The sequence below is a fragment of the Nostoc sp. DedQUE02 genome (assembly GCF_034531035.1).
Lineage (GTDB): Bacteria > Cyanobacteriota > Cyanobacteriia > Cyanobacteriales > Nostocaceae > Nostoc.
In genome coordinates this window covers 1-13,047 of sequence record NZ_JAVRBY020000110.1, presented here as the reverse complement: position 1 = coordinate 13,047, position 13,047 = coordinate 1, and the positions used below count along the sequence as shown (strand labels likewise).

The 13,047-nt window shown below is 41.4% G+C and carries 9 protein-coding genes and 1 pseudogene; 4 read left to right on the top strand and 6 right to left on the bottom strand.

All coding sequences use genetic code 11. From position 1 onward, the window contains the following. The 3 genes from RMX98_RS35190 to RMX98_RS35180 form a co-directional block, all read right to left on the bottom strand. Positions 1-1,673 (bottom strand): calcium-binding protein (locus RMX98_RS35190; RefSeq protein ID WP_409882100.1); only part of this gene is annotated, 1,673 nt, incomplete at its 3' end. 1,049 nt (positions 1,674-2,722) lie between these two features. Continuing rightward, on the bottom strand, positions 2,723-3,937 hold the full coding sequence (locus RMX98_RS35185) for a DUF790 family protein (RefSeq protein WP_322675869.1): 1,215 nt from the start codon (positions 3,935-3,937) through the stop codon (positions 2,723-2,725). Then, entirely contained in the window at positions 3,867-5,546 is a 1,680-nt protein-coding gene (locus tag RMX98_RS35180; protein WP_322675868.1) for a DEAD/DEAH box helicase, read from the bottom strand. Before RMX98_RS35180 ends, RMX98_RS35185 begins: the two co-directional genes overlap by 71 nt. Before the next feature lie 142 nt (positions 5,547-5,688). On the opposite strand from RMX98_RS35180, the gene RMX98_RS35175 reads away from it, so the two are divergent. Continuing rightward, positions 5,689-6,990 carry an adenylate/guanylate cyclase domain-containing protein gene (locus RMX98_RS35175; protein ID WP_322675867.1) on the top strand — a complete coding sequence of 434 codons (1,302 nt, stop codon included), beginning with the start codon at positions 5,689-5,691 and terminating at the stop codon, positions 6,988-6,990. Between the two features lie 273 nt (positions 6,991-7,263). Continuing rightward, entirely contained in the window at positions 7,264-9,951 is a 2,688-nt protein-coding gene (locus RMX98_RS35170) for a PAS domain S-box protein (RefSeq protein WP_322675866.1), read from the top strand. A gap of 143 nt (positions 9,952-10,094) precedes the next feature. On the opposite strand, the gene bioU is transcribed toward RMX98_RS35170, so the two are convergent. After that, positions 10,095-11,114, bottom strand: a complete 1,020-nt coding sequence (bioU, locus tag RMX98_RS35165) for a (S)-8-amino-7-oxononanoate synthase BioU (protein WP_322675865.1) — start codon at positions 11,112-11,114, stop codon at positions 10,095-10,097. 354 nt (positions 11,115-11,468) lie between these two features. On the opposite strand from bioU, the gene RMX98_RS35160 reads away from it, so the two are divergent. Beyond that, the gene (locus RMX98_RS35160; RefSeq protein WP_322675864.1) at positions 11,469-11,966 is read left to right on the top strand and encodes a hypothetical protein; all 498 of its coding nucleotides are present in this window, start codon (positions 11,469-11,471) and stop codon (positions 11,964-11,966) included. A 242-nt stretch (positions 11,967-12,208) separates the two neighbouring features. Here RMX98_RS35160 and RMX98_RS35155 read toward each other — a convergent pair whose 3' ends face one another. Both RMX98_RS35155 and RMX98_RS35150 read right to left on the bottom strand, forming a co-directional pair. Then, positions 12,209-12,607, bottom strand: coding sequence for a VOC family protein (locus tag RMX98_RS35155; RefSeq protein ID WP_322675863.1), 399 nt, complete (start codon positions 12,605-12,607; stop codon positions 12,209-12,211). Positions 12,608-12,691: 84 nt separating this feature from the next. Next, complete coding sequence (locus tag RMX98_RS35150; RefSeq protein ID WP_322675882.1) at positions 12,692-12,808, bottom strand: PEP-CTERM sorting domain-containing protein; 117 nt, start codon at positions 12,806-12,808, stop codon at positions 12,692-12,694. Between the two features lie 86 nt (positions 12,809-12,894). Between RMX98_RS35150 and RMX98_RS35145 the strand changes: the two are divergent. Then, positions 12,895-13,047: pseudogene (locus tag RMX98_RS35145) on the top strand (IS4 family transposase); the annotation flags it as partial.

The following is a 13,047-nucleotide window of genomic DNA, read 5'->3' as shown; positions in this document are numbered from 1 at the left end:
CCATCGATCGTATCTTTGCCACCATCACCCCCAGAGAGTGTATCATTACCATTGCCCCCTAAAATATTGTCATTGTAGGTTGTACCTGAGATATTTAATCGTTCGATATCCTTGTAGCTGACTCGATATTTGCCCGCCGTAATTGCTCCAATGTTAGTAGTCGGATTGAATGTCGTTGTGATACCCCCTGTACCTAACGTGTAATCGACGAACAACAAATCGTCACCCTTACCTCCATCTACCGTTTGAGTCACTAAATCAGAGGGGGCAGTAGCTGGGAATGTGGGGCTTAGATAGAAGGAATCATTGCCATCGCCCCCAGAGAAGAAGTTATTGCCTGTTGAATGTTCAGCACTCAAAGTATCGTCACCAGCACCACCGTTGAGAGTGTTCTTGCCTGAAGAGGACAAATAACCAGAGCTATCGCCGTAAATAGATAAATAGGCATCAATGGAGAGAAAATCATTGCCATCATCCCCAGAGAGTAGGTTATTGCCTGTTGAATACTGAGCCCTCAAAGTATCGTTACCAGCGCCACCGTTGAGGGTGTTATTGCCTGAAGAGCTAAAATTAGGCTCCCCTTTATAAGTAGAGATGCCAGAGGTAGAGAGAGAATCATTGCCATCGCCCCCAAAAAGTAAGTTATTGCCGGATGGAGACTGAGCATTCAAAGTATCGTTACCAGCGCCACCGTTGAGGGTGTTATTGCTTGAGGAGGGGTAATAAATGTAAGGACTAACGCTGCTATAAACGTTAGAGGCGTAAAGAAAATCATTGCCATCGCCCCCAAAAAGTAAGTTATTGCCAGATGTTGCCCCAGCATTCAACGTATCGTCACCAGCGCCACCGTTGAGGGTGTTATTGCCTGTTGAAAATTCAACATTCAAGTAATCGTTGCCAGTACCACCAACGAGGGATTCATTGCCCCCAACAAGGGATTCATTGCCTACGCCACCAACGAGAGTATCATTCCCCGCACCACCAATGAGAGTATCATTCCCCGCACCACCTCTTAAAAGGTCGTTCCCACTCAAGCCGTCAATGATGTCATTGCCACCCTGACCATTTATGACATCATTTGAGTCGTCTAAACCTACAATATTGTTAGAGAGGTCATTGAGAAAGGTTACTGTGTTTTTGATACCTATAGTAGTATCAGTGGAGTTGGCATCAAGGACATTAAAACTGTCTGTGATACTAGTCTGGCCATTAAATATGATATTGCCGATCGCTGGTGTTGCTCCAGAAGCTTTCAGGTTCTCCAAATTTTCTAATTTGAAGTTTTTCAGAATGACTTTGGGACCTAAAAACCTTGTTGCAGTATAAGTATCCCCTTGAAAGCTGATTTCCAGATTGTTGCCATTCTGGGTCATTAGCAAATTTTGGGCAGTGAGACCTTCGCCCTCGAATTTGATGGTATCCACTTCGGCAATAACTGCTGCTGTCGGGTTTGTCCCTTTACCTACGCCACCAAAATCGGTGATGATATTAATATTCTGGTTGTAGTTGCCGTAGTACTCATAAACAAATTTATCCTTACCACCTCCACCAGTTAAGGTGTCGTTACCACCTCCACCAGTTAAGGTGTCGTTGCCTGCAAGACCATTAATCGTGTCCGCTTCACTACTACCATATATGGTATCGTTACCGTTGGTTCCAATGATATTTGCCATAACTTTTACCTACCTCAATCGATTTTTTTAGGAATTTCAGTTTTGAAGGAAACTGTTAGTAGGACTTAAACAAAAAGTAGCCAGGAAAGAGCCTAAAAGCTATATGTGGATGTATATTTTCCTTGCCCTGCATGGGTTTCAAGCATGTTTCTGCTCCAAAAATGTTTAAGTCGCGTTAGGCTGTTTTCAAGCACAAACGCCCCCAAAATTGGTGTTTTCGGCATACTTTTCTCCGTCACCTTTGGGAAATATTACTATTTCTCGAAAATTCAGCCATAAAAGAATGGCTTGTAATAGCACTAATTTTGATTTCTCTGACTATTTAAGTTTTAAGCATTGTACAAATTCATCACGGTCTGTATTCAAAATTCCGAATAATCAGTCATTACAGGCTAAATAAATTATCTTTGTCCCTTATAAACCAGTGAACAAGCATCAAAAATCCAGCCTTCATATTTACAGCTAATTGTAATCAAACTTGCCACTAGGATTTTTGTGGTAGGTTTGATCGAAAGCTGTTGTAGTTTTTTGCCAGTGCCTAAATCCTACTAGAAGAGAAAATAGTCAATAGTTAACTCTGGCTTGGTAAATATACTTTTATGACCCTCCTTGTGGGCAATTATGCGTAAACGCCTAATTTGAGAATACAGAACATCTCAATAACCTAACACTAACCATATACTACCGTATTTACTTAGATGTCTTTGCTTCCAGACACATCTTTGCATATTCTTTACATTATTAACTGATAAATTTACGTAAAGATATTTTACTAAACGGGCAGCATCGCAGTTAGAACCTGGGGAGAATTCGATTTGGAAACCGGATTTTAATAAGGGGCAGTTATTATCTGCTGTGTTGTTATTGGAAAATCTGAATCTGTTGCAGTTTCTTACACCAGATGTTCAGTTACGGGGAAGTGATGAGAAGATGGTGGAGTTTAAAGCCCTGGCTGTTCATCACAGGCACGTTATCAAAAATTACCTGAATGTCAGGCATCTCGTAGAGAAGGGCGCAGTCGAGGTGAGTCAGAATGGGCTAAACCTTAATCAATCCATTACAGCTAACACGGCTTTCGGCAATAACTTATCTTTAAACCAAACAATTCTCGCGGGGACATCATTTAATTTTACTCCCGCCTTTTCTAAATTAAGTCGCTCAGAAATTGCTAAAATTAAGTCATCACGTCCAGCCCGCCGCACCTGAGAAAACTTTTTCTGTAAATATTCTGGTCGCCAATAACCAACAATTTCTAATAAGAAGGTGCGTCCATCAGAATGCACCAAACGAAAATCGGGAATCATCACACTACCAGGAATCGGTATCAAATCAACTTCTCGTTCTAATGCCCAACCACTTTTCAACGCATCCCATTTATCAGCAAAGGATGCTTCTAGCATACTATCGTAGGGCTTACCTGGTGGATAGTGGGATACTAAACCACATTCGGAATTGAGAGTGAAACGTCCAGTTTTCCAACTATTTGTATAAGCATCGCGGCTTTGGAGAATCGACGAAAGACTCCATTTAGTAACGTGAAGTAAAGCCGGAATAAGTTTAGCGATCGCTAACCCATATCGCGTACTAGGATTAAACAAACTCGTCGGCCCATCAATAGTAATTGTAAACCCGTGGTCAGCATCACCTTCAATATAAGCCATCAATTGAAACAACTTTAAATAGCGAAATAATAGCTTATATTCACCCGGAACATTGCGATGGGCATTTAACACCAATTGACTGGCTTTATAAAACACACCCTGCACCTGAGATAAGTTATATCGATTTAACAAATCTGGCGCTGTTGGTGCATCAAACACTGTCAAAATTTTATTTTCAGATAAATCAGCATAGAGTCCATTACGAACCTGTTCTAATAAAACTTCCCGTTCAAGTTCTTGAGTTAATTCATCAGCAATTTTACTCAGAGTAACTTGTGTTGATTCCCGACTAGAAACCGACTTTGCAGCTAACGAAAACACCCGTTCTCTTAACATTTGTGGTTCCAAAGGACTAACTACCTCAAAAGTGCAAAAGCTGCTTTTGAGAATATAAGCTAACCCCCGCTTCACCCGATAATCTGTAGAATCTCCTTCAAAATCAGTCAGTTGTCGCTCAAGCATACCTTGAGTTTTCCCCACTGCTGATTGAAAATAATTAATTAACTCAATCGCCAACTCCGAAGTTTTTTGATCAATCTTCAGTCTCTTCGGAATGATCTCCTCTCCGTTTTGGCGATGCATCAGTAAATCTGTCGGTAACATCTGCTGAATTTTGGATTTTAGATACTTCGACTACTTCAACTTCGGCTCCATCGAGCGAAGTCGAGATGCTCGGTACAAGTTCGCTCAGTACAAGTTTTGGATTTTGGACTGAATAATTAATTTCTAACTGTTCCGCAGCCTTCAAACTCCGTTCCTTCCCACTCCCATACACAACCTGTAACTTCCCTTTCTTTTCTTTTTCTCCCCCTGCTTCTCTTACCTCCCCTGCTCCCCCTGCTCTCTTCTCCCCTCTCCGCCTAGCCGAAGTCCCCTCCTCACTCGTGTCCTCCGCCACCACCTCATACAAAATCGCCTGCTTATTCTCAATATTCCCCTTCCGCAAAACCCTACCCAATCGCTGAGTATACTCCCTAGCCGAACCCGTTCCCGATAAAATAATTGCAACAGTTGCCGCCGGCACATCAACCCCTTCATTCAACACATGAGAAGCCACCAAAGTATTATATTTACCCTCTCGAAACTTGGTTAATATTTCATGCCGTTCTTTCACAGGAGTTTGATGAGTAATTGCCGGAATTAGCAACTCTTGAGAAATGCGATAAACCGTCGTATTATCAGCAGTAAAAATCAAAATTCTTGCCGGATAATGTTCTGCCAATAAATCAATCAAAATTCGCAACTTTCCATCAGTACCCAAAGCGATATCTTTTGCTTCTCGATGCGCTAACATCGCCCTTCTTCCAGATTGCGATCGCGCACTCATTTGCACAAACATTTGCCAACCTTGCAGACTCCCCAAAGAAATCCGGGATTGCTTTAAAAAATCATTGCGAGTTTGAATTAGTTGATTGTATCTTTCCCGCTCAAGTTGCGATAACTTAACCTTAATTTGGACAATTTCATGTTCTGCTAACGCCTTTCCCGCCAAATCTTCAGCGCGTTTGCGATATACTTCTTCTCCAATGAGGATATTTAACTCAGCGTGTTTACCATCAGTGCGTTCTGGTGTCGCGGAGAGTCCCAGGCGATAAGGTGCGATCGCATATTCAGCAATTACTCGATTAAAATCTGTCGGTAAATGATGACATTCGTCAAAAACAATTAATGCATATTGATTTCCCAACGTCTCAGCGTGAATTGCGGCACTATCATAAGTTGCAACTAAAATTGCCGTTCTATCCCGCGAACCACCTCCCAGCAATCCCACCTCAGCATCAGGGAAAGCCGCTACCAAATGTGCATACCACTGATGCATCAAATCCAAAGTTGGCACTACAATCAGCGTCGTGCGTGGCGTTGACTGCATCGCCATTTGTGCTAAATAAGTCTTTCCCGCCGCCGTGGGAAGCACAACAACCCCTTGTCTACCCGCCAGTTTCCAAGCCGCTAGCGCTTCAGTCTGATGGGGATAGGGTTCCATTTCCAGACTGGGAACCAAATCTACAGGATAAAATTGCTTGGCCTCATCGATAAAATTCACATCTTCCGCTTGTAGTGCTTCCACTAGCGATCGATATCGAATTGCTGGAATGCGGAATTTTTCAACTCTATCATCCCATGTTGCATAATCCATCCAACCTTTGCCGCGTGGTGGTGGATGCAAAATTAATGTGCCACGATCAAAATTTAATGTAGGGGTACGAGCCATTTTGGGGACTGGGGATTAGGGATTGGGGATTGGGAATTGGAAATTGGGAAAACTCTTCTTTAGTTCTCAGTACTTAGTATCTGCTACCCAGTACCCAGTCCCCAATACCCACTCCCTTGATTACTAATAACGCAAAAAGGGCATGATTCATCCAACTAACTCCGACAAAACCCAACTAGATGCGCTCATTAGTCACGGAATGTCTGATCGGCAAACCAACAATAACCTTGCCGAATCTTACAAAGAACAACGACAAAGCTTTCTGCTGAAACGGCTGCAATTGCAGGCGCAGATTATGCTAATCGCTGGCTTAACTTTGATCGTTTTTTTTCTTTGGGCAAATTCACAATTAGAAGGCAAAATATACGCTTTTAAAATTGGTATTGTAGTAGAAGTATTTACTCTTATTTGTTGGGTTTTATGTAAAACTCCTATCGGTCGCCGCCATCCTGACTTAATTTTTTTGAGTTTGTGCTGGTCTGTAACTTGTGTTGTCCAAATTGATATCGCTTTGCTGTTCAATAATCTAGAACCAAGAAGTAATATTTGGACTCTGATGTTTCTCACCCAAGCTACAATTATTCCAGTGCAATGGTGGATGCATTTAATATCTCAATTAGGAACAATAATTTGCTATTTAAGTTTATATATTTTATATAACCCCATATTGAAAAATCCATCAGCTTTTTATGTTGAACAAGGATTATATTTCTTTTGGACTTGCATAATTTGTGTGTTTTCTGTCTATTTATACGAACGCTTGCGAAAAAAAGAATTTTACGCCCGTAAGGCAATGGAACTAGCGCAGCAAAAATCAGAAAGGCTGTTACTAAATATTTTGCCAGAGATGATTGCAGAACAATTAAAACAACAGCCTACAACAATTGCTGATAGTTTTCTAGAAGTTACGGTACTATTTGCCGATATTGTTGGTTTTACAGAGCTTTCAACTCGGACATCTCCTGCGGAATTAGTCGAGTTATTAAATACAATATTCTGTTTATTCGACCAATTAGCAGAACGTCATGGAGTAGAAAAAATCAAGACCATTGGTGATGCATATATGGCTGTTTCTGGGTTGCAAAATCAGTCTAACAATCATGCTCCAGCTATAGCTAATATGGCATTGGATATGCAAAATGCTATAGCTAAGTTTAATGCAGAAAATAACCAGTTATTTCGTATCCGTATTGGCATTAGTACAGGGCCAGTAGTGGCGGGGGTGATTGGGCTGAAAAAATTTGCCTACGACCTCTGGGGAGATACAGTAAATACTGCCAGTAGGATGGAATCACATGGTATAGCAGGTAGTATCCAAGTTTGTGAAGCAACTTATCAGCTTTTGAAGGATAAATACTTATTGGAGAAACGAGGTTTTATTCAGGTTAAAGGCAAAGGGGAAATGATGACTTATATCCTCAAAGAAATTAATTTTAAAAATTAACATTTCTGTACTTTTTGACGGATATCATAAAACAAAAAGTATATAATTGGAACGACAATTATCAATTATTTAACCTTTGTTAAAACTAAGTTTTACTACTTTAGATAGATTCACAGCAAGTAATTGCTTAGATGTGTATTTTTCCGATGCATAATAAATGTTGAGCGATGTCTACGGTGAGCTGTGACGCTCGCAGACTTGCTATCGGCGTCGCATTCTCTAGCTGATTTTGGGAATAATCCTTTAGCTAGCTGCATAAAAGGAGAAGCCACATTGAAAGGAATACGTTCCCTTCTAGTGCCCTATGCTGTGGCATTATTGGCTGTTGGTAGCGCACTGCTACTAACACTATTGCTACAGCCACTACTAAAACCAACTATTTTCCTGCTGTTTTTTGCTGCCGTGGCGGTTAGTGCCTGGTATGGCGGCATGAAAGCAGGGTTACTGGCTACTGCTTTGTCTACTTTAGCCGTCAGCTATTTTTTTGTAGAGCCAGCGTTTTCGCTCGCCGTTACGGATCTAGACACCATAGTGCGGTTAGGCTTGTTTATCTTCGTAACAATACTTATTAGCTTGCTCAACTCAGAGTTACGCACTGCGAAGCAAAATCTTCAAATGAGTTTGCAAAAGATAGAGGTGAGCGAGGCAAAATTTAGAAGGTTGGTAGAGTCCAACATTATTGGGGTAATTGTAGCTAATATGGACGGGGCGATGCCTACGGCGGGTTACGCCATCGCAGAGGCTAACGATTCTTTTTTAACAATGGTAGGTTATTCGCAGGAAGATTTGCTAGCAGGGAAAGTGCGCTGGTGCGACATGATACCACCAGAATATATGGAAGCTAACAAAAGTGCGATCGCAGAACTCAAAACCAAAGGCGTGTGTCAGCCTTTTGAGAACGAATACATCCGCAAAGATCGCAGCCGTGTTCCCATCCTATTAGGTTGCGCCTTGTTAGAAAATAATCGAGAGGATGTTATCTGTTTTGTAGTTGATTTAAGCAAACGCAAACAAATAGAACTTGCCCTTTGCAAAAGCGAAGAACGCTATCGCGCTTTTTTAGAGCAGAGTTCAGAAGGTATTTGGTGTATGGAATTGGAAGTACCAATTTCGCCAGATTGTCCAGAAGATGAACAAATTAAGCATTTTTACCAGTATGGTTACTTAGCAGAATGCAACAATGTTGTGGCGCAGATGTATGGCTATTTTCGTGCCGAAGAAATTATCAGCGCCAAACTAGGAGACTTTCTTGTTTCCTCCGATCCACATAATATTGCATACCTGCGTCATTTTATCCGTTCTAACTACCGACTCATCGATGCAGAGTCTCATGAAATAGATAAACAAGGTAATTCCAAATATTTTTTGAATAATCTGGTGGGAATTGTCGAAAATGGTCTTTTAGTCAGAGCGTGGGGAACTCAACGCGACATCACAGCAAGCAAACAAGCGGAAGCAGCACTGCGTCAACGAGAAGATCAATTGCGCCTGATTACAAATGCAGTGCCCGTCCAGATTTCTTATGTTGATATTCAGCAGCGTTATCGCTTTAATAACAAAGGATATGAAAACTGGTTTGGGCTTCCTGCTTCTGAAATTTCTGGTAAACATATTAGAGAAATTTTGGGAGAATCTGTTTATCAGTCGATTCTTCCTTATGTAGAAGCGGTACTTTCAGGAGAGCAAGTAACTTATGAAACCCAATTACCCGATAAAGATGGCACAAACCATTACATAAATGTCACTTACATTCCCCAGTTTAGTCAGCAGGGAAAAGTTGAAGGATTTGTTGCCCTAATTACAGATATTACACTTCACAAGTTAGCAGAAGCAGCTCTCAAACAAAGTGAGAAACGGTTAAAGATGCTCACCGAAAAAGTTCGTATGATTCCTTGGGAGGTAAATGCCACTACCGGGAATTTTACCTACGTAGGGCCACAAACTTTTGAGATTTTGGGCTATCAATTGTCAGACTGGTACACCGATGATTTCTGGGCAAAACACATGCACCCAGAAGATCGGGAGTGGGCTATTGAGTATTGCCTAGAATCTTCTCTATTACTGAATAATTACGAATTTGAATATAGAATGTTGGCTGCTGATGGCAGAGTCGTGTGGTTGTATGACATTGTGAATGTGGTGCGGGATGAGAATGGGCCGCAGCTACTACATGGATTCATGATTGACATTAGCGATCGCAAGCAAGCAGAACAAGAACGCGAACAACTGCTTGAGCGTGAACAAGCAGCACGCGCTGATGCAGAAACCGCAAACCGTATGAAGGATGAGTTTCTCGCCACACTCTCCCACGAACTACGTACACCCCTAAATGCTATACTAGGGTGGACGCAGCTACTTAGAAGTCGCAAGTTTGATGAGGCTACTACTGGTCGGGCACTAGAGACCATTGAGCGTAACGGTAGATCCCTGGCACAACTGATTGAAGATGTTCTAGATGTGTCACGGATTATTAGAGGCACACTGCATCTAAGTATGGCTCAGGTTGAACTTGTACCACTTGTAGAGGCGGCAATTGATAGTGTGTACCCAGCAGCCCAGGCCAAAGAGATTAGTATCAAGTGTAAGTTCAACCCGGAAGTAGGGGTAGTTGTGGGTGATGCCAGCCGCTTGCAACAGGTTGTGTGGAATTTGCTCTCCAACGCCGTCAAGTTTACACCCAAGGGCGGAAGAGTTGATGTGCAATTGAAACGCATTGAATCTTATGTGCAAATTGGGGTGAGTGATACAGGAGTCGGAATTCCTGCTGAATTCCTGCCCCATGTATTTGAACGCTTTCGTCAAGCTGACAGTTCCACCACGCGATCGCATGGAGGACTAGGATTAGGGCTAGCGATCGTCCGCCACTTGGTAGAATTACACGGTGGCATAGTCTCGGTCGAAAGTCCAGGAATTGGACAGGGGGCGACATTCGTTGTCAGTCTGCCAATGAAAGCTATTTAGCAGGCAGGGCGTTATGGACACGCCGAAATAACAAATGCGTAGGCGTAGCCAGTCGTAGGCATCGCCGAATCTAGTCCCCAGCGATGCACTGAGTTTCGACTACGCTCAACTACCGCACAGTCGAAGTGTCCCCAGTTCCCTACTTACCTAACAAATTGCGGCATAATTTCGGCTGCGGTGAATATTCCATAGATGCCGCGTTGGTGCAATTGTCTACCAGCTTTGAGATAGCCGAAAGCAGGGCCGCAGACATTTGCTGCCATGCTGGTTTCATCTCCGAGAGTAAAGGTATGGGTAGAAATTTTTCCTTCAAAGGTACGTCCTGTTACCTTCACATTGGTGCTGAGTGGCTTTTTGGGATTGCGAGTATCGACTACACCACCAACTGTAACGCGATCGCGCCCTACTATCCCGGCTACTTCTAACATCACATCATCAGCGTGTTCCATATTTTTCAAGGTCAGCACGCCATTAGTTTTATCTAGTAGTGCTTCTACTTCGGCGTCAGTCATCGCCCTAGCAGCTTCTACTGTGTAACCAGGCATGTGGCCAATGTCTTCCCGAACAGTGGCGCGGTAAGCTTCCCAGTTAGCAATTCCCACCCCAAAGGTAATTTCAACTTGATGAATTTCGGCGTAACTTTGGGCGGCTAAAGCTGCTGCTGCTGTTAATAGTCCAGGGGTAGCACCGCATCCTGTCATGTAAGTAATCCCGGCGGCTTCCAGTTCATCTTTCATCGCTAGGAGTTGTTCTACAGCAGTGGTGCGTTTAATTGCATCTACTAATACCCCACGCCAACCAGATTTGATAAATTCCTTGGCGACATTGGGAATAAAATCATTTGGCAGGTTGGGTAAAGCCAAAAAATACCCATCTACTTCAGCTATTTCGATTAAATCCTGAATACTTTGATTTGTTAATGTACCAATTGGCTCTAAATAACCTACCGAACCTTGGGATTGATAGGTTGCAACAGATTTTTCAGTATTTAAACCTTCAGCAGCATAAGCGTAACCTTTTTGATCTGCTGCTGCGACTAAAATCATTTCTCGTTTGCCAGCAACTACCTTGGCGGCTGCTTGTCCGAGTCCACCGAAACCCAGTACTCCTACACGTATCGCTGGCGAAATATTTAGAGAATTTTTGATTTGTTCAGAATTCATAGTCAATTCGTTAAGTAGAATCCAAAGCCTTGAATATTCGGCATCTCAGCTTCCGGCTGGTAACTGGCGGCTGATGGCTGATAACTCAAAGCTATAGAGATTAATTATGATTCATTATCCTGGGTTCTTTGGCTGGATATTGCAGATATTTATCTACTAGCGATCGCTTTTGAGTTTTTTGAATGGGAATATACCAGATTTAAACCAATGGCCGCAAGTGGCAACCGAGAGGAAGGCATAAGAATACTGGCTCAACTTGATGCTTTGACAGAATAGAGTTTCTCGCGCAATGATGCAAACACTCATGGGAGCGATCGCTTAAAGTGGTATGAAGTTGTTAGCATTCTGAGCATTATGAAACGTCTTTACACTATGTTTAATATTTTTACAATAACTTCATTATCTGCTTTTATATTTGCTAACACTATTACTTTATTGCTAGTGCAGACGGTCACAGCTAAACCAGTACAGACAAAAAAGCCAGTCAATCAAGCAATACCATTCAACTCAAGAGTACGAATATATCCTGCAAATAATAGCTTACCAGCAAGTCGTTTGATGACAATTGAAAGTGTTATCAAAAAGTCTACCAAGATGCGAATTACAGAAGCAAAACTTACAACATACGAGGAATTTGCAGCCAAAAACGGGGAGTACAAATCATCGATTTCTAACAATCGAATGGTATGGATAGTGACTGGTTTTGTCCAAGGTGAGTTTAGAATGGCTAAAGGTAGAAGTGTGTGTACTGATAACGCTAAACTTGTGGAATTAAGGGATGCAGAAACTGGCGATTCTTTTGGTAGAAGTGTTCACTGTCCGCCAAACAACCAGATAAATTTTATGCCGTAAAGTTGACTTAGAATCAAAACAACTTCTCTTCAAGAGATTAACTTTCAAATTAGACTGATGCATAGGCGTAGAGCATTGTAGACATCACTTCATTAGACATCTTCCAAAAATATATTTTTGCACTCTTAGGGTAAAGGGTAAAGGTTAAAGGGAAAGGATTTTGAGTTTCTTTACCCTTTTCCCCTTCACCTTTACCCCGAATTTTGCAAAATGTCTATTATCTATAGTGATAATAAGTTTGCCTAGCAGTAATTTGAACGCTCATAAATTTCTAATGGTAAATTGTCTGGGTCTTTAAAGAAAGTATATTTTTTACCTGTAATTTCATCAACTCTGATATTTTCTACTTCTAAACCTTTTGATTTTAAATAAAAAACAGTTTCCTCTACATCATCAACTTGAAAAGCAAGATGTCTTAAACCACAAGACTCTGGTTTATTAGGTCGTTCTGGGGGATTTGGGAAAGAGAATAGTTCGATTTGAGTATTTTCTGTAACTTTTAAATCTAATTTATAAGAATTTCTGGCGGCGCGAAAAGTCTCTTGAATAATCGAAAATCCTAAAGTTTCGACATAAAATTGTTTGGAGCGATCATAGTCAGAACAAATAATCGCTACATGATGAATACCAGTGGTTTTCATTGGATTTTGCTTTTTTTAATACAATTTATCAAAAGAGTATACGCAGATGAGAACCCAACCACATTACACCCTCTTAAGTCGAGGTTAAGCTTTAATGTTTTTGATTGATCTTACCTTTCTTTTCATGAACAAGCCAATAGTGCCAAGAAGAAGTGTGCTATATAAAGTACTAGGTTCAGGTACTTGTCGATAAGAAACTATACCGGAATCGGAAGTTTCTGAGGAGACAAAAAATAATGTTCGAAAAAGATAGGTCTACTTTTGTCAATAAGACCTATCTATTGATAATATTACCTAAATTTTACCAAACACATCTTAAAAGTCAACTAAGTACTGCCGAATATATCTTGTTGCAAATTTGGTTCGCAGTGCTGCAATCGATTAAAAAAGTAAGTTTAGAAGCTTTGGCCAATGCTTTACCAATTCCGATTGAATTTGAA

Excerpts from the sequence above, each read along its gene's own strand:
- RMX98_RS35160 (WP_322675864.1), top strand. The coding sequence starts at position 11,469 with ATGAAACGTCTTTACACTATGTTTAATATTTTTACAATAACTTCATTA.
- RMX98_RS35180 (WP_322675868.1), bottom strand. The coding sequence starts at position 5,546 with ATGGCTCGTACCCCTACATTAAATTTTGATCGTGGCACATTAATTTTG.
- RMX98_RS35175 (WP_322675867.1), top strand. The coding sequence starts at position 5,689 with ATGATTCATCCAACTAACTCCGACAAAACCCAACTAGATGCGCTCATT.
- RMX98_RS35155 (WP_322675863.1), bottom strand. The coding sequence starts at position 12,607 with ATGAAAACCACTGGTATTCATCATGTAGCGATTATTTGTTCTGACTAT.
- RMX98_RS35185 (WP_322675869.1), bottom strand. The coding sequence starts at position 3,937 with ATGTTACCGACAGATTTACTGATGCATCGCCAAAACGGAGAGGAGATC.
- bioU (WP_322675865.1), bottom strand. The coding sequence starts at position 11,114 with ATGAATTCTGAACAAATCAAAAATTCTCTAAATATTTCGCCAGCGATA.